The organism is Candidatus Regiella insecticola LSR1 (assembly GCF_000143625.1).
Lineage (GTDB): Bacteria > Pseudomonadota > Gammaproteobacteria > Enterobacterales > Enterobacteriaceae > Regiella > Regiella insecticola.
Window position 1 is genome coordinate 137,035 of sequence record NZ_GL379590.1, and the last position, 17,811, is coordinate 154,845.

At 43.0% G+C, this 17,811-nt stretch carries 17 protein-coding genes and 1 tRNA gene; 13 read left to right on the forward strand and 5 right to left on the reverse strand.

Going from position 1 to position 17,811, the window contains the following annotated elements; translation table 11 throughout:
- The first annotated feature begins 154 nt into the window (after positions 1–154).
- From surA to uvrB, 5 genes are all read left to right on the forward strand, one after another.
- The gene (gene surA, locus REG_RS04240; protein WP_006704596.1) at positions 155–1,459 is read left to right on the forward strand and encodes a peptidylprolyl isomerase SurA; all 1,305 of its coding nucleotides are present in this window, start codon (positions 155–157) and stop codon (positions 1,457–1,459) included.
- Complete coding sequence (gene pdxA, locus REG_RS04245) at positions 1,446–2,468, forward strand: 4-hydroxythreonine-4-phosphate dehydrogenase PdxA (RefSeq protein ID WP_039907272.1); 1,023 nt, start codon at positions 1,446–1,448, stop codon at positions 2,466–2,468. Before surA ends, pdxA begins: the two co-directional genes overlap by 14 nt.
- A 125-nt stretch (positions 2,469–2,593) precedes the next feature.
- Positions 2,594–3,412 carry a 16S rRNA (adenine(1518)-N(6)/adenine(1519)-N(6))-dimethyltransferase RsmA gene (rsmA, locus tag REG_RS04250; RefSeq protein ID WP_039907274.1) on the forward strand — a complete coding sequence of 273 codons (819 nt, stop codon included), beginning with the start codon at positions 2,594–2,596 and terminating at the stop codon, positions 3,410–3,412.
- Positions 3,413–3,560: 148 nt separating this feature from the next.
- Positions 3,561–4,379 (forward strand): bis(5'-nucleosyl)-tetraphosphatase (symmetrical) ApaH, encoded by an 819-nt coding sequence (gene apaH, locus REG_RS04255; RefSeq protein ID WP_006704599.1) that lies wholly within the window; start codon positions 3,561–3,563, stop codon positions 4,377–4,379.
- A 10-nt stretch (positions 4,380–4,389) separates the two neighbouring features.
- The gene (uvrB, locus tag REG_RS04260) at positions 4,390–6,405 is read left to right on the forward strand and encodes an excinuclease ABC subunit UvrB (RefSeq protein WP_039907276.1); all 2,016 of its coding nucleotides are present in this window, start codon (positions 4,390–4,392) and stop codon (positions 6,403–6,405) included.
- Between the two features lie 206 nt (positions 6,406–6,611).
- Here uvrB and REG_RS04265 read toward each other — a convergent pair whose 3' ends face one another.
- On the reverse strand, positions 6,612–7,409 hold the full coding sequence (locus REG_RS04265) for an antitermination protein Q (RefSeq protein WP_006704601.1): 798 nt from the start codon (positions 7,407–7,409) through the stop codon (positions 6,612–6,614).
- 604 nt (positions 7,410–8,013) lie between these two features.
- Here REG_RS04265 and REG_RS04270 point away from each other — a divergent pair.
- Positions 8,014–8,484 carry a hypothetical protein gene (locus REG_RS04270; protein WP_006704603.1) on the forward strand — a complete coding sequence of 157 codons (471 nt, stop codon included), beginning with the start codon at positions 8,014–8,016 and terminating at the stop codon, positions 8,482–8,484.
- 166 nt (positions 8,485–8,650) lie between these two features.
- Here the strand turns inward: REG_RS04270 and REG_RS04275 are convergent, their stop codons facing one another.
- Genes REG_RS04275 through REG_RS13695 form a run of 3 tightly spaced genes read right to left on the reverse strand, consistent with a single transcriptional unit; the run spans position 8,651 to position 13,195 of the window.
- The gene (locus REG_RS04275) at positions 8,651–10,705 is read right to left on the reverse strand and encodes a tRNA(Met) cytidine acetyltransferase TmcA (protein WP_006704604.1); all 2,055 of its coding nucleotides are present in this window, start codon (positions 10,703–10,705) and stop codon (positions 8,651–8,653) included.
- Positions 10,706–10,729: 24 nt separating this feature from the next.
- Positions 10,730–12,985 carry a DNA topoisomerase IV subunit A gene (gene parC, locus REG_RS04280; protein ID WP_006704605.1) on the reverse strand — a complete coding sequence of 752 codons (2,256 nt, stop codon included), beginning with the start codon at positions 12,983–12,985 and terminating at the stop codon, positions 10,730–10,732.
- A gap of 48 nt (positions 12,986–13,033) precedes the next feature.
- On the reverse strand, positions 13,034–13,195 hold the full coding sequence (locus REG_RS13695; protein WP_218015662.1) for a hypothetical protein: 162 nt from the start codon (positions 13,193–13,195) through the stop codon (positions 13,034–13,036).
- A gap of 91 nt (positions 13,196–13,286) precedes the next feature.
- Here REG_RS13695 and REG_RS04285 point away from each other — a divergent pair.
- From REG_RS04285 to REG_RS13145, 6 genes are all read left to right on the forward strand, one after another.
- A tRNA-Phe gene (locus tag REG_RS04285) sits at positions 13,287–13,362 on the forward strand.
- Positions 13,363–13,559: 197 nt separating this feature from the next.
- Positions 13,560–14,516 (forward strand): integrase arm-type DNA-binding domain-containing protein, encoded by a 957-nt coding sequence (locus REG_RS04290; protein ID WP_050749316.1) that lies wholly within the window; start codon positions 13,560–13,562, stop codon positions 14,514–14,516.
- Positions 14,446–14,706: a tyrosine-type recombinase/integrase gene (locus REG_RS14590; RefSeq protein ID WP_407078944.1), complete on the forward strand. Its 261-nt coding sequence runs from the start codon at positions 14,446–14,448 to the stop codon at positions 14,704–14,706. Before REG_RS04290 ends, REG_RS14590 begins: the two co-directional genes overlap by 71 nt.
- A gap of 327 nt (positions 14,707–15,033) precedes the next feature.
- On the forward strand, positions 15,034–15,405 hold the full coding sequence (locus REG_RS04295; RefSeq protein ID WP_039907278.1) for a hypothetical protein: 372 nt from the start codon (positions 15,034–15,036) through the stop codon (positions 15,403–15,405).
- A 134-nt stretch (positions 15,406–15,539) separates the two neighbouring features.
- Positions 15,540–15,749, forward strand: a complete 210-nt coding sequence (locus tag REG_RS04300) for a helix-turn-helix transcriptional regulator (RefSeq protein ID WP_311317243.1) — start codon at positions 15,540–15,542, stop codon at positions 15,747–15,749.
- A 55-nt stretch (positions 15,750–15,804) separates the two neighbouring features.
- Positions 15,805–15,960: a derepression protein gene (locus tag REG_RS13145; protein ID WP_006704612.1), complete on the forward strand. Its 156-nt coding sequence runs from the start codon at positions 15,805–15,807 to the stop codon at positions 15,958–15,960.
- Positions 15,961–16,983: 1,023 nt separating this feature from the next.
- Here the strand turns inward: REG_RS13145 and REG_RS04305 are convergent.
- Positions 16,984–17,283 carry a helix-turn-helix domain-containing protein gene (locus tag REG_RS04305; RefSeq protein WP_039907279.1) on the reverse strand — a complete coding sequence of 100 codons (300 nt, stop codon included), beginning with the start codon at positions 17,281–17,283 and terminating at the stop codon, positions 16,984–16,986.
- A gap of 96 nt (positions 17,284–17,379) precedes the next feature.
- Here REG_RS04305 and REG_RS04310 point away from each other — a divergent pair, with 96 nt between their 5' ends.
- The gene (locus REG_RS04310) at positions 17,380–17,736 is read left to right on the forward strand and encodes a hypothetical protein (RefSeq protein WP_006704611.1); all 357 of its coding nucleotides are present in this window, start codon (positions 17,380–17,382) and stop codon (positions 17,734–17,736) included.
- Positions 17,737–17,811 lie beyond the last annotated feature (75 nt).

Here is a 17,811-nt window from a genome sequence, read left to right on the forward strand (position 1 = left end):
ATTCCGAGTTACGGCAAGGCGGCAATTAATCGAATCCCAGGAGTGTACAGGTAGTACATGACAGAGGATGAGTGCGACAGCCAACGCCGCTGTCACTTCAAAGGCGAAGGGTATATTCGAAATTTTCAGATGACATCATGATGGAACTCATAATATGAAAAATTGGGGAATGCTGATCCTCAGTATGGTGATTTTTACCCATGCCGGGTTTGCAGCGTCACAACAAACCGATAAATCCGCTGCTATCGTCAATAGCAAGGTAATACTACAAAGTGATATAGATACGCTTTTGCAATCAGTTAAGTTTAGTGCAGAACAGGCTGATCAACCGATACCTGACGAAAAGCAGTTACGTCATCAGATCATTGAAAGTTTAATTATGAATGATATTCAATTACAGATGGCGCAGAAAATGGGTATGACTATCTCTGAAAGCCATCTGGATAACGCCATTGCGAATATTGCCGCTCAAAATCATATGACCATTGATCAACTGCGTAGCCGCTTGGCTAAGGAAGGCATCAATTATCAGACTTACCGCACACATATCCGCAACGAAATGCAGATATCAGAAGTGCGTAATAACGAAGTTCGACGCCGTATCAAAATTTTACCGCAAGAAGTTGAATCATTAGCCCAACAACTCGCGGCGCAAACCGGTGGAAACACAGAGCTTAATATCAGCCATATCCTGATCTCATTGCCTGAAAACGCCTCAGTGCAACAAAAAGATCAAGCCGAAAAAAAAGCCGAAAAAATTGTCGCTGAAATTAAATCAGACAAGAGTTTCGCCAAATTGGCGATTGCCCATTCATCCGATTCCCAAGCACTAAAAGGCGGTCAAATGGGGTGGAGTAAACTGGCAGAATTGCCGAGGCTATTTGCTGAACAACTCAAGACGGCTAATAAACGCGATATCATTGGCCCCATCCGTTCAGGCGTAGGTTTTCATATTTTAAAAGTCAACGACATCCGGAAGGCGGATAAAAAAATATCAATTACTGAAATGCGCGTACGTCATATTTTACTGAAACCCTCGGTGATGATGACCGATAAGCAAGCTCAGGCGAAATTACAATCCGTCAGACAAAAAATCAAAAGCGGAAAAACCGATTTTGCTGCCGTCGCACGAGAAATTTCTGAAGATCCAGGCTCTGCACAACAAGGGGGCGATCTCGGTTGGATTTCACCTGATGATAGATATGATCCTACCTTCCTTAATGAACTAGCAAGCTTAAAAAAAGGCGCCATTAGTCCACCTGTGCGTTCTTCATTGGGTTGGCATTTAATTCAATTAATCGATAGCCGTACCGTAGACCGAACCGATGAAATGCTGAAAGAACAAGCTTACCGCATGCTCATTAAACGCAAGTTTTCAGAAGAACTGCAACCTTGGATGCAAGAAATACGCGCAGCAGCCTATGTGAAAATACTTGATAATACTGATGAAAAACAATAAACCTATCGTTATCACCCCAGGAGAGCCTGCCGGGGTGGGGTCAGATTTGGTCATAGCACTGGCACAGCAAGATTGGCCCATCGAACTGGTCGTTTGCGCCGATGAGCAGCTATTGAATCAGCGAGCCGAACAGCTCAAATTACCTTTGATCCTGAGAGAATATCAATGCGACAGGACTAACGCATTATCGTCAAAAGGCACATTAACCATTCTGCCAATAAAAACCGGCGCACCCGTGGTTGCCGGCCAGCTTGAAAGAAAAAATAGCCGCTATGTGCTAGAGACCCTCACACGCGCCTGTGAAGGTTGTCTACGGAGTGAATTTTCTGCGCTTGTCACCGCTCCAGTGCAAAAAAGTATTATCAATGATGCGGGCATTCCTTTTGTTGGGCATACTGAATTTCTTGCCGAACATAGCAACGTAAAACAGGTAGTGATGATGTTAGCAACACCTTCGCTGCGTGTGGCGCTAGTGACAACGCATTTGCCATTATCACAGGTGCCAAAAGCGATTACTAAAGCTAACTTATCTCAGGTGATCAGAATCCTTAATGACGAATTAAAACAGAAATGGGGTATTCTTAAGCCTCGGATTTATGTCTGTGGGTTGAACCCACATGCAGGTGAAGGGGGTCATCTCGGGAGAGAAGAGCTGGATATCATTGCTCCCACATTACAATCCTTGCGTAAGGAAGATATCGATCTGATAGGCCCTCTACCGGCAGATACCTTATTTCAACCAAAATATCTTGAGCAGGCTGACGTAGTGCTTGCTATGTACCATGATCAAGGTTTACCGGTGCTTAAATATCACGGGTTTGGCCAAGCGGTTAATATCACGCTGGGTCTTCCCTTTATTCGCACCTCCGTTGACCATGGCACCGCTTTAGAACTTGCGGCGACGGGTCGTGCGGAAACAGGTAGTCTCGAGGCAGCATTAAATTTGGCTATTAAAATGATAAATAATTGCAACACTAAGCATAAACCTCTTTCCAAACCTACTACGTGACGCGAATCCTGCGTTGCCCGGCGCTCGCAATCCTCATGTACTGCATGGCAACGAAGGTTGCTGTGCGCCGGGCGCCTTGACTTAGCATAACGAACTACGGTTTGGAAAGAGGTCTAATAAAAAAGATGAAAAATAAATCACATAAATCACACCAAGGGCATATTGCTCGCCAACGTTTTGGGCAAAATTTTTTAAAAGATCCCCATATTATTGATAGCATCGTCTCGGCTATTCACCCAATACCTGGGGAAGCCATGGTTGAAATCGGCTCTGGTTTAGGCGTACTCACAAAACCTGTTGCTGATCGCATAGATCATATGACAGTCATTGAATTAGATCGCGATCTCGCCGCTCGCCTTGCGGAACACCCTACACTCAAAGAAAAATTGACGATATACCAACAAGATGCGATGAATTTCGACTTTTCACTATTGGCAGAAGGGGCGGGGCAACCACTACGTGTTTTCGGTAATCTACCGTACAATATTTCTACACCGTTAATGTTTCATCTTTTCAACTACACTAAAATAATACGTGATATGCATTTTATGTTGCAAAAAGAAGTGGTGAATCGGTTGGTGGCGGGTCCTCATAATAAGGCGTATGGGCGTTTAACGGTAATGGCTCAGTATTATTGTCAAATCATTCCCATAGTAGAAGTCCCCCCTGAGGCATTTACGCCAGCTCCTAAGGTAGATTCTGCCGTGGTACGTTTGGTTCCACACCAACAGCTGCCAAATCCAGTTAGTGATACCCGTATTCTTAGACAGATTACGACTCAAGCATTTAACCAACGCCGAAAAATTATTCGTAATAGTCTAGGGAAATTATTCACTGCGGAACAATTGACTGAGCTTGATATCGATCCAAACGTTAGGGCTGAAAATCTTTCTGTTGCGCAATATTGTCGACTGGCTAATTGGCTTTCAGATCAACCGAAGTGACTAACATTATAAAAACCTATACCCAATGAATTTCGCGTTACGGCAAGACGGCAATCAATCGAATCGGTACATGACTAGGATGAGTGATCGCTGCCAGCGCCGCCGTAACTTGAAAGGCAAAGGGTATACCCACTATAACTGATTAACTATGTCTACCTATATTATCGGTGATATTCACGGTTGTTTTGCTGAATTACGTGCTTTATTAACCCAAGTTAATTTTAATCCACAACAGGATAAATTGTGGCTGACGGGGGATTTAGTCGCCCGTGGAACCTCTTCATTAGCCGTGTTGCGGTACGTTCGATCCCTCGGAGAAGCTGTACGTATCGTCTTGGGTAATCATGATCTGCATTTATTAGCGGTATATGCAGGGATCACTCGTAACAAACCCAAAGACCGACTCAATGAATTGCTTGAAGCGCCAGATGTTGATCAACTGATCAATTGGTTACGTCGTCAGCCGGTGTTACAGATTGATACTCACTTGAAACTGGTCATGGCGCATGCCGGTATCAGTCCACAATGGGATCTCGCAACGGCACAAAATTGCGCCCGAGAAGTTGAAGCCGTTCTCAGTAGTGACAGTTATCCTCTGTTTCTCGATGCCATGTATGGTGATATGCCTAACAGTTGGGATCCTGAACTAAAAGGATTAGCGCGTCTGCGATTTAGCACTAATGTACTGACACGTATGCGTTACTGTTTTCCGCACGGGCAGCTCGACATGAACTGTAAAAGTAAACCTGAACATGCCCCTGCTCCTCTCAAACCTTGGTTTGATCTCCCAGTTTCAATCGATGAAGACTACGCTATCGCTTTTGGTCACTGGGCTGCATTACGCGGCAAAGGAACACCTGCTGGGATTTACGCTATGGATACCGGGTGCTGTTGGGGGGGGGACTTAACCCTACTCCGTTGGGAAGATAAACGCTATTTTACTCAATCAAGTAAAATTGATTTATGAGTCATTGTTCATGAAAAAATCATTCCAATTACATGCTAGTTTTGAGCCATCGGGGGATCAACCCAGCGCCATTTTCCAGCTGAAAGAAGGATTAGAAAATGGCCTGGCACATCAAACATTGCTCGGCGTGACCGGCTCCGGTAAAACCTTTACCGTGGCAAATGTCATCGCTGATATGCAAAAACCCACGCTAATTTTAGCGCCCAACAAAACATTGGCGGCACAACTCTACGGTGAAATGAAAGTCTTTTTTCCTAACAATGCCGTGGAATATTTTGTTTCCTATTATGATTATTATCAGCCTGAAGCTTACGTCCCGAGCTCTGATACCTTTATTGAAAAAGATTCCGCCATCAATGAACATATTGAACAAATGCGTTTATCTGCCACCAAGGCATTACTTGAGCGTCAAGATGTTATCGTAGTGGCATCCGTATCGGCAATTTATGGCTTGGGTGATCCTGATCGTTATCTAAAAATGATATTGCATTTAACCAACGGTATGATCATTGATCAACGTGAGATTTTACGCTGTCTAGCAGAACTACAATATAAACGTAACGATCAAGTATTCCAGCGTGGTACTTTTCGAGTGCGTGGTGAGGTGATCGATATCTTTCCTGCCGAATCGAGTAAACAAGCCGTACGAGTGGAACTATTTGATAACGAAGTTGAGCGTTTATCATTGTTTGATCCACTGACGGGTCAATTTTTACAACAAATTACCCGCTGCACCATCTACCCGAAAACACATTACGCCACGCCGCGTGAATGTATTTTGCAAATGATAGAAGAAATAAAAGTGGAATTGCAGCAAAGACGTACCCTGCTATTAGCGAATAATAAACTGCTAGAAGAGCAACGCCTCACACAGCGAACACAGTTTGATATTGAAATGATCAACGAGCTGGGTTACTGCTCTGGGATTGAGAACTACTCCCGTTATCTTTCAGGCCGTGCTGCCGGTGATCCCCCACCAACACTATTCGACTACTTGCCTGCGAACGGCCTATTAATTGTTGATGAATCTCATGTCACTATTCCACAAATTGGCGCCATGTATAAAGGCGATAGCTCTCGTAAAGAAAATTTAGTGGAATACGGTTTCAGGTTGCCGTCAGCGCTAGACAACCGCCCTCTCCGTTTTGAAGAATTTGAAGCACTCGCACCGCAAACTATCTATGTATCTGCCACCCCGAATCAATACGAGTTGGATAAATCTTCCGGTAAAGTTATTGAGCAACTGGTACGCCCGACGGGGTTACTTGATCCCGTTATTGAAGTGCGACCAGCGACAATACAAGTTGATGACTTATTATCGGAAATTCGTCAACGGGTGTTAATTAACGAACGAATATTAGTCACCACACTCACTAAACGTATGGCAGAGGATTTGACGCAATACCTGCAAGAACAGGGTGAACGGGTTCGTTATTTACATTCAGATATTGATACTGTCGAGAGAATTGAAATCATTCGCGATTTACGCCTGGGTCATTTTGACATACTGGTCGGCATCAATTTACTGCGTGAAGGATTAGATATTCCTGAGGTTTCATTGGTCGCCATTTTGGATGCGGATAAAGAAGGGTTTTTACGCTCCGAACGCTCTTTAATTCAAACCATGGGGCGAGCGGCGCGTAATCTGAATGGCAAAGCTATATTATATGGCGACAAAATAACCTCATCAATGGAAAAAGCGATTCAGGAAACCGAACGACGACGTGCCAAGCAGAAAGCGTATAACGAAGAGAAAGGGATTATTCCTCAAGGGCTAAATAAAAAAATAGAAGACATATTACAATTAGGCCAGCCCTATTCAAGCGGCAAAGAAAAAAAATCCGGATTGAAAGCAATGGAAGCGGCAAACCATTATCAGGCGCTAACACCCCAAGCGCTCGAGCAGAAAATCCATGAATTAGAAGCGAAAATGTATATTTGTGCGCAAAATCTTGAATTCGAACAGGCGGCATCGCTCCGAGATCAAGTGCATCGTATGAGGGAGCAATTTATTGCCATGTCATGATATAGCCGAATCAAATTAAACTGATTTGGCTATACCCTTCGCTTTTGAAGCCGCCGTGTTGTTGGCTGCGTGCGTTAGCCCTCATCAGGTAGTAATTTACGCTCATCGGGTCTTACGCTCTGGCAGCCTAATGGCAACTTCAAAGGCTGTGGGGATAGACCTCGCCCAAATTGAGCGAGGGTTTACAGCGAATATTGCTAAATTTATTAACCCGTAATCTGCTTAAATACGGCCTTTGCTTTATTTTCTTCTATTTTGCATTGCAGAATTAAAGATTCATAAAATGGTTTCCAGTTCCGCGACCATGTTGATTGAGTCAGTTTAGGCAATAATATCGAAATAGCCGCATAAGCCATCGATGCGGGAACACGTTTATACCCTCGACCCGCACAGCGTTTACAAATTTTAATAACCAAATAGCCATGAATTTTTGTTTCTTTTCGATCCAATACCTTGCCTGTTCCATTACAACGACAGCGATTAGAAACCGTACCTTTGCCATCACATGATTTACACAGCCGTTTTTCTTTTTCCCTATTATCAATGTAACAGGCGAGCGGATTGCGTGGCGGGTTATTGCACGGTGAATTGAGGGATGTTTTTGCGCGATTTTTATTATCAGTTTGATCGTCGATAAATCCACTACCAGCACAGCAGGAACAGAGGTAAGTACTTGCTGCTGAGCCGCCGTATTCGGCATAAGCGAATTTTGCCAAAATAGCCATACATTGAGCCATACGTTTACCTGCCGCCTTACCAACATGTTTAGGCGCTTGTTGCTTTGCATACTGTGCTAACTGTTTTATCGCGCGGATCCTATCTTGATGACTCACATCATGTTTACCTAAATATGCCGATATTCCAAAGCTAGCTTTAGCTTCGGCCATCCCTAGTGCGGTTGCAATATCGGCGCGGGTAAAAGTATTAGGTGAAGTATCGCGGGGTGAATCGTTAATGACTTGGCTTGTGGGGTTAAAATATCTGATGGCTGCTTCCAGTTTCATACCATCGTCTCCTTGATTTCATAACCGGTTTTTCTACCGTTTAGCTATCATAACACCAGACTTCTTGCAAAATCGACTAGCTATAGCTGAATCATTCTAACTTGATTCTATCCCCTTCGCCTTTGCAACCACCGAGTTGTTGACTGCGGTGCTCGCCGAATCACGTAGTGGTCGCCCTGGCCGCCTAGAGGCAACTTCAAAGGTGAAGGGTATATGTTACCTGAGGCGCCTTAATTTAATCCTGCGCATTTTGTTTTAATTGCTATTTTTTCTTTTCTATTATTCAGCGGTAATAAAATTAATTTTATTTTAAATATAAATGTATCAATCATTGAAATTCATATTGCAAATAATGAGGTTTCAGCAATGCCAGATAAGAGACATCATAACAGGCCGGTTTTCGAAGGCTAAATCAATCACAGTCTCAGTGAGAAGGCAAAATGGCCATATACCCTTCACCTTTCAAGTTACGGCGGCATTGGCTGCCCGCACTCATCCTAGTCATGTACTACTTGTACACTCCTAGGATTCGATTGATTGCCGCCTTGCCGTAACTCGAAATTCATTGGGTATATTTATTATTTAAATATTTAAGGATAAAAAAATGAAACTATTCCATAAAATAATCTCATGTATCATGTTAGTCAGTACTGCTGCTATGGCGACTGAAGAAACACAGTTCGTTAATCCCTGTCGTTTTCCTACACCGACAACGGAGGCGCCTCTTTATAGTTTAATTGGCATTAATGAAAGTAATAATAATTATCATGTTGAAGATAATAAAACCCAGATTCAATATTCTGTCGAAGTAAAAAAAACGCGACCTCGTCCATTTTTGCTGATTGGTACCTATCTATGTAATAGTAATGATCAAGCATTGGCAAGGGCTCTCACCACTAATTTCAATTTATCATGGGTTAAGGGCGATCATAACGCAAGGATCTTGCGCAATACCAGCATCAACTTACCTGTTGAAGAAGTTTCACCTGGTGATTATAAATTAGTGATTAGAGTTTTAGACACTCAACATAAAGAGAAAATAGATATTTTTCCGGTAACGCTATCATCTAATTGATTACATCTTTGGAGACTATTCGAAATCTTCTTGAGCAACGCTCAAACGAGGAAAAAATGAGCGAAAAGGCACAGTTTCTTTTTGTACTTAATGAAGAGCGTAAATAAGCATTTTGAGCTCGTTTTTGACGAAGTATCAGCGAGCACAAGGGATTTTGAATACCCTTTCACTCCATTACCCATTTTTGCCAAATATCATGGCGGCTTTTATCCAAATTCAGCAACGCCTGCTGCACCTCCTGCCGCCAGCAAGAGGTCAAGGCTTTACGGCCATTCAAATGACAATGGATTATAATTTCTGCTATTGGTAATTGCTGTTGTAAATATTGACGTAAAGCAGGTAGTGGCAACAAACTATTTATAAGTAGCCGCTGCAAAGCGGCTCGACTGGCTTCTAGAGGACGAAAAGCATAAGCAAAACCGGTTAACTCACGCCAATCTTCATCATTAAGTGATCTATCTTCTATTTTATTTATGGGCAAAGGATAGCATTGCCACTGCGGCAACCAGATCCGATCCCTGACCCATTGTTGTTGTAACGATTGACATAATGTTTTTGCCGCGGTATTCAACGGCAATATCGCCATCGCCGTATAACATCCACTACTGGCTTCTTTATGACTCCCTATACGAACCAATTTAAAACCACAAGCGTGCCAAAAAGCACTCAACTCATCGGTATAACCAAAACTAACAGACAAAAAATCTAGCCGCTGAGCAGTCTGTTTTTCAGCCAAGACCATGCGCAATGCAATCCCCCGTCGCCGCCATTTATCCATTACCGCTATTCGACTAATGCGGCGAGAACGTAAAATCGGTGCTAACCATTGCCCACTATGCGCCGACAATGATTGAGCGACCAAATTGCCTCGAGGCCTTCGGCGGCCAGCCCAAATGTCGCGCGCCAGGGTATCTGCTAGCCCCCCTTCATCCACCAGCCATATGGCAGCTACCAGCGTTTCATCGGCCAGCATCGCGGCAAAATGCATTCCTGGGGCATCCATCAAACGACGTAAATCAAGCGGGGTCGTCCGATAATGCGCGTTGGACAATAAACCATAAAAATCGGGTAATAAATGTGACTTCTGCCAGGCTTCATTTTGCGCGATCCTGATAATTTTCAGTGAGCCCTGCTCACGCTTTTCATCCCCTGTTTTGGATTTAGAAGGATTATTTAATAACAGTGCTTGATCCAATACACGCTCAAGCGGATCATTGGCTGCCCAACGAATAGGATCAGTGAGAGTTAAATACTGGCAGTGCTTCAGCCTAGCGCAAAATTTAAGCAAAAAACCCTGCCCGGTACCTTCATAGCCTTGAACCGTAGTAATTAATAGAATGCGCGGAAAATACGCCAGCAGAGCAGATAACAATGGCACAGGAAGCGCAGCAGCTTCATCGATTAGCAACCAATCAACCTGCTTAACATCATGCTGACGACAAAAAACCAGCAGCGCATCTGGTGCCCAAAACACCGCTTTTTTAGTGACCTGTTGATACAGTATCTGCGTTGCCGATTTACTACGGGCGGTGACCCAACAGGTGCCTGGCCATTGTGTCACCAACATGCTTGCCAACGTCGATTTGCCACGCCCTCGCGCCGCCATTAGCACCCAGACTCCGCTTTCGGCTCGCATTAATCGATCTAAAATAGCCTGTTGCTTTGAAGTCGGCATTCCATCAATGCCGCGGCGAGGCGGCCGAGACTCTGTTAGCGGAAGGATCGGACAATGCCCCTGATGCCAAAACGCCACCTCGTTATCGGCCAGCAGCTGACGTTGAAAATGATAAATGAAATGGGGTGTAGCAATCGCCTGCTCCTGCCCACACCACCGTCGACTGTCTTGATCGATAAGCATCGGCCAATGGCTCCACTTCGGCACTAACAATAACAACCAGCTACCCGCCCGCAACGTCCCTGCTAACACAGCTAACGCCTCTACATCAAATGCGGTAGTGGCATCAAATATTGCGTGCATTTTTTCTTGTCCGAGCAAAGTTTTAGCGGCGTAAGTAGGAATAATCTTAGTTTGAGCTGATCCCGCTTCACCTATCCATGGCCAATCGCCAGGCAGTAATTGAGCCAAAATCAATGCTTGTTGCTGACACCAGCGGCTATCACCGCTGATAACGAGTATACGGCGAATACCTTGCCGTATCATTTGTCGTTGATGGAGGCAAAGCGACGCTGAAAGCGGTGATTTTTCGCCTATTTTTTCCATGTTTTAGTCTGATTCAAAAAAATTTCAAACAGGCTCTAACACTTCTATTCGATCAATACGTGTTAATCCCCTTGGCAATAATGAACCTTTACTCCCTCGTTTGGCGCTAAATTTTTTTAATTCTTCTGGCTTTAGGGTTAATTTTCGTTTACCTGAATAGAATGTAACCGATGCCTGAACGGATAATCTGAGTAGCCACCTTAAATTATCGCTACCTGCCATTCGCTCCTGTTTTGAAATCGATATAATTTTATTCCCTTTTCCTTTCGTTAATCTGGGCAAATCAGCGGCGGGGAACATCAATATTCTTCCTGCCGTGATTGACAACAACATATCATCGGCTCCGTGCAGTTTTAATGGCGGTAATATTTTGGCATTACTGGGTAAAGCCATTAATGCTTTACCTGCCCGATTTTTAGTAATCAGATCACTGAAGTGACAAATAAAACCATAACCAGCATCAGAGGATAAGAGTAGCTGTTGATCGTTATCTGCCATCAATACATATTCGATAACCGCTTCTGTTGATGAGATAAATCGCCCAGTCAGCGGCTCACCCTGCCCTCGAGCAGAAGGTAAAGTCAGTGGATCAAGAGAATAACTACGACCAGTCGAATCAATAAACACCGCTGGTTGATTACTTTTACCTTGCGCGGCGGTACGAAAGCAATCTCCCGCTTTATAGTTGAAACCACTGGGGTCAACATCATGCCCTTTAGCGCTACGCACCCATCCCATTTTAGATAACACCACCGTAACCGGCTCAGAAGGCTGGATATCGTGTTCATTCATGGCTTTCGCATCATCTCGCTGGATCAGGGGTGAACGACGACAATGGTTTTGTTGATGATGACAAACAGCCGTATCCGCTTGGATCTCTTTTTTAAGTAATTGGTTAAATGCTGCTTTTGATTCCAATAGCATTTGTAGTTGGGCGAGCTCTTGCTGAAATTCCGCTTCCTCACTGCGCAGCTTTTTCTCTTCTAATTTGGCTAACTGACGCAGTTTAAGCTCAAGTATCGCTTCTGTTTGGCTTTCTGAAAGAGAAAAACAGGTTATCAACACTGATTTAGCATCATCTTCTGTACGAATAATATCAATCACTTTATCGATGTTTAAAAAAGCTGTCAGTAACCCCTCCAAAATATGCAAACGCCTCTGCACATTGTCTAACCGATAATTTAAACGCCGCCGAACCGTATCACAGCGGTAAACCAACCATTCGCTCAGAATAGTTAGTAATCCTTTGACTGATGGGCGATTATCCAACCCTATCATGTTCATATTGATGCGATAACTTTTTTCCAGATCAGTGGTAGCAAACAAATGACTCATTACCTGATCTAAATCGATTCTATTGGAGCGTGGAATGATCACCAAACGAGTCGGATTCTCATGATTAGATTCATCACGTAAATCTTCAATCATCGGTAATTTTTTGCTACGCATTTGACCTGCAATTTGCTCTAACACCTTGGCGCCTGATACTTGATGAGGTAATGCCGTGATAACTACATTAGCCTCTTCTTTGTTCCATATCGCACGCATGCGTATAGAGCCTCGCCCTGTTTGATAAATTTTTTTTATTTCATGGCGGGGCGTGATGATTTCAGCATCAGTAGGAAAGTCAGGCCCTTGCACATATTCAAGTAGCTCGTCTAAAGAGGCGTTAGGTTTATCGATCAATTGAATAAGCGCTTGAGCAATTTCCTGTACATTGTGAGGGGGAATATCGGTGGCCATGCCAACGGCGATGCCAGTAGTACCATTAAGCAAAATATTAGGTAATCGAGCGGGTAACATTTTTGGCTCTTGCAAGGTGCCATCAAAATTGGCGATCCAATCCACGGTGCCTTGACTTAATTCAGCCAATAATATTTGCGCATACTTAGATAAACGAGATTCGGTATAACGCATCGCGGCAAAGGATTTAGGATCATCTGGCGCACCCCAGTTTCCCTGACCGTCGATTAACGGATAGCGATAAGAAAAAGATTGTGCCATCAAAACCATCGCTTCATAACAAGCGCTATCACCATGAGGATGATATTTGCCCAACACATCCCCCACGGTGCGCGCCGATTTTTTAAATTTTGCACTATTATTCAGACCCAGTTCAGACATGGCATAGACAATCCGGCGCTGTACTGGTTTTAATCCATCGCCGATAAAAGGTAAGGCCCTATCCATAATGACGTACATGGAATAATTCAGATAAGCGTTTTCGGTAAAAGTGTGTAGCGCTTGGCTTTCTACAACATCATGAGTTAATGCAGTCATTACTTTATTATCCTTATTTTCTGACTCATATCAGGGATCATAACTTATCTACTCGATGGCTGTCACAATATACCCTTCGCCTTTGAAGCCGCCGCGTTGTTGGCTGCGGGTGTTCGCCGAATCACGTAGTATGTCTACGCTCATCGGTCTCATACCCTGGCTGCCTAGCGGCAACTTCAAAGGCGAAGGGTATACAGAACACAACTTCATTTTATATTTGCCTAAAAAGAGAACAACCAAGCGTCTTAAGCAGAAAAATTCGTTGACGGCGCAACTGCAATAGGGTTTAATTCGCCCCGTTGCCCGGATAGCTCAGTCGGTGGAGCAGAGGATTGAAAATCCTCGTGTCCTTGGTTCGATTCCGAGTCCGGGCACCAAATATTATATCGGTTAGTATCTTTTACTGACTGTAGTTTTAAAGAAACCCGCCTTCTAAATGAGTTTGCGGGTTTTTTGTTGCCTGTTATCTTTCGGTGTGGCATGGTTATACTCTGTTTTTTAGGGACTAGATTTGGGACTCTATCTTTTAGTGCCCAAAATAAGTAGTCCCATAGTCCTATTAATGGTGATTAATATGGCGATACAAGTAAAGCCTCTAACCAATACCGAAGTGAAAGCAGCAAAGGCAGTCAACAAAGATTTATCTTTGTATGATGGCGGTGGATTGCTGCTGTTTGTTAAATTATCAGGCGTTAAAACGTGGCGTCTACGCTACTATCATCCCTCAACGAAAAAGCGAACAACCTTAACGCTAGGACATTACCCCGCTTTATCTCTGGCAGAAGCCAGACGTGTACGAGAGGAGATAAGAGCACTCTTGGCACAAGGGATCGACCCGCAGGAGCAACAAAGACAGCAGCAAGAGAAAGAAAAGGCATCTAATAACAATACTTTTGCTAAAATCACTGCCGATTGGTTTGCAGTAAAAAAATCAAAAGGGTTAACCAAAGATACACCTAATAATATATGGAGATCACTGGAAAAGAACATCTTCCCTTACGTGGAAGGGATTTCTATCAATAATCTAACCGCACAAACATTTATACAAGCCATGCAACCTATTCGTGCCAGTGGTCGATTAGAAACAGTACGACGGGTTACGATGCGTATTAATGAAGTAATGAACTATGCCGTTAATGCAGGGTTGATACAGGCAAACCCTGCTACGAAGATCAGCCAGGTCTTTGAAAATCCAGTAGTAACGCACATGCCTACAATTAGGCCGGAAAAACTGCCAGAACTCATGCGTACACTGTCTATTGCCAATATAGAGTTACAAACCAGACTGGTGATAGAATTTCAATTACTGACAATCACCAGACCATCAGAAGCCGCTACCGCTCGTTGGGATGAAATCAATCTGATTGATAAAATATGGACAATTCCAGCCGGTCGGATGAAAATGGCGCCGGGAACATGTTGTGCCGCTCTCTCCCCAATCACTGGCGGTATTAGAAGCGATGAAACCGATCAGTGCACGCCAGCCTTACGTGTTCCCCTCATTCAAAAATCCATTAAAACCAATGAATAGTGCAACAGCGAACATGGCTCTACGCCGTATGGGGTACAAGAACATATTAGTGGCACATGGATTTAGATCTATTGCCAGTACAACTCTCAATGAGAAAGGGTTTGCTCCAGATGTAATTGAAGCAGCATTGGCACATGTTGATACAAACAAAGTACGTAGTGCCTATAACCGCAGCACTTTCTTTTATTGATAGGGTAATTATTATCTTGAGTACATAATACTCCTGTTAAATATTCATCAATACGGACTGATATACTTTTTTTTGGGGCATTAAAGTGTCAAAAAATGAAGGATATCAGTCAATCATGAGAGGCATTAATTAATGAACGATTCATTTCTTGACGAATACGCCGAGTTTGCTTATATGGATTTGCATGCTGTGTTAAACACTTTTATCACTGAAGATTATTTAAACCATTGTGAAGCGCATTCCTACCTGTGCCGCCTCCTTAACGGCAGCACGGGTCTCTCTCCCCGATAAAAATCTATCGTAAGCCTCTCAATCCCCTACCTTTTGATGACTATCAAGCACTGCCCCCTCGAAACCGCCTCGGTTATACAAGCATTGCGAAAGGCTGCTGTTTGTAATACCGAATACAACTTTACTCTCTTCTATTTACAGCGACAGGCGTTAATCCATCGACTCAAAACGACCGGCAAGCCGGTTCCTAACGCCCTCATAACCAAAAATAGCCACAACGGTCGACTCTCTCTCGCTTGCAAAATAGCCATTATTACGCTGTACGAAAAAACACATGGAAAGATTTCAGCCAATTATACGCAAGCGGCCAACATCTTGTCAGCTTATGCGCTTGAAGCGGGCTGTAATCACAAATTCAATAAAGACACGCTTAAAAACTGGTACGAAGCCGTCAAAGACAACCTATAAAAAATGTCTGACCGCTAATTAAGAGACGAGGGGGCTAAATTAGCCCCCCATTTCTTTCTATCTGTTAAAAAAAGATCAATCATCTTTTCCTCTGCGGGGCATCCCGTTTACTCAAGGAAAAAAGAGCAATGTCAATGTTAAATCGTAAAATTTTATTGAGAAAGGAAGTGAAGTCCATTCTGCGTATTGCCTCCGACAGCGCTTTAGATGAAATGTGGAAAAAACATGATTTCCCTAATCCAATCCGCATTGGCATTCGTCGTATAGGGTGGTATGCCGATGAGATGGAAGGCTGGCTAAGGGGGCGTGATGAAGAGCGTTTATCCAGGGAGATCGCGTCATGAAACAGTCACAAATCAGCATTGAAAGTTATCACAAATTAAATCGGGCTAAAATCTATTGCACTTTTTGCATTTGGATCTGATACAAAAAGACATCAATGGAATGCAGCAATTTGTTCTTCCCCCTATCGTAAGTTATATCGCCGATGATCTCTGTTGGGTACTGAGTGAATTAAAACAGCAAGGTTTTTGTGATCACGTTCTCAAAAAGTAAAAATTATTGAGGTTCTTTTACCTGCTCAGACTGAGCCGAATGGCAGCGGGTTATTGATACCGTTTTCTATTGAGGTCAGACTGAGTAGGTCGCTGTTGAAACACAAACTGCTTGGCTGTTCCATTCGCTGACTCATTCGGTTGTAACTTTATCTCAAAAGATAGGGCTTCACCACGTGTTGAAAACTGCTTTCGTACAGGATACCCTCATTGGAGTAGCGCTCGTCGATCCATTTACCGGAAGGTCATTTACCAACTGCCATTATTTTTGTTTACCTAATGCACGAGTCACGATAGCTTCAGTCTTATCTAGTACTTTAAGTAAGTCATTGACCTTATATGTCGAAGAAACTGTAATTTTTTGCTGGTCATTTTAATACATATTAATCTCAGTTTTCTCATTCTTGCCTAAAAAACCAGCTATTGCATCACATTCAAATTTAACTCATTAATTTTGAATGTGATGCTCTTTTTATCGTCCTGCCCTTCAGAAAAACGCATTATTGTATCTATTTTAATCCCTTGTTTTTCCAGCTCAGATACGAGATCATTGTTACAATTAGGTTTAGCGTAAAGGGTAATCGGGTAATCATTTTTATGCGGCTCATCTTCTGTAGTGCCTCATCCTTAATTCAACGATTCAAGCTAGTATTTTTATACTTACTGATTGCTATTAATATTCTTCTCGGGAAATATACCACGGTAACTTTTGGCCGTTTTTCAACCGTCACTGACCTTAAAAAAGGTCAGTCTTTCATCATTCTGCTTAATGATGAAATACAACCTCCATGCTAAAAGAATATCAAACTAATTAGCTTTTTTTACAGGCTCCGATTTCGTGAACGCAGCGCCAACCGCCTGTACTTTTAAGCGTGCCGCCTCATCCAGCCAAGGCCGCTTTTTTTAAGTACATTGCACCGGGTGTCGAGCATTTTTCTCATAATTTACCTGCGTTGTAGCTATTCCAGTTGTGCAATACGCTCGGCAAAAAATCTATTTATTTTAGTAAGATGAACATGAAAAACTAATCCATTTTTCTGTCGGGATCGCTAAACTTTTCCTCTTCTTGCTTATAGTGTGCAAGAGCCGGGGCGATTTGTCCTGATTCTGGAGCGATAGAATTAGTTATCAACCATAACGCATATTTTTTAAAGCGGACATGATTAACTATTTTATCAATAACACTAATTCCAACATCTCTTTGGCCAGTTTCGTAGTTTCTTATTGCTCCAAGGCTCACACCAGTTTCACTTGCAAATTGTGGCTGGGTTAAACCTTCAACAGTACGAATTTTTTTTAATTTTTCCCCATAATGGCTTGACATGATCTTCTCCTGAGGATTATTATCTACAAACATCTTCAAAAGAGGATTTTTAGAAGTAATCTAAATAATTTTAAACCAATCCAGTAAGGATAACTCATGGAAGCAGTGCAACAAAATAGACCATTGGAAAGTGAATTGATCCGCGCTCCAAAATCAAAAGAAGGTATTGTTTCATTGACGCAAAGGAATCCGCATCCTTCCATCGCTAGTGCTATGGAGTTATCTCTTTCTTATTTAACAGCAAATAATATCAGGCCAAGCATGACACTTAGTGAGTATGCAAAGTTTACTGGCATGGAATTAAGACAAGTTCAAAGTGATGCTGAGCGTAACTACCTCCCATTATTGAAACGCACGATAAACAATCGAAGAGAATTAAAACGTATCAATATGGTAGCTCTTTATGCAATCCCTGTTATCGAGTGTTTTGATACCATCGAAAAGCGCGTTTGAGGGAATATATGACACACCCCCCTACTTCCATAAGTCGTCATTCCAAAGCATACCGTGGGTTTACCATTACCTACT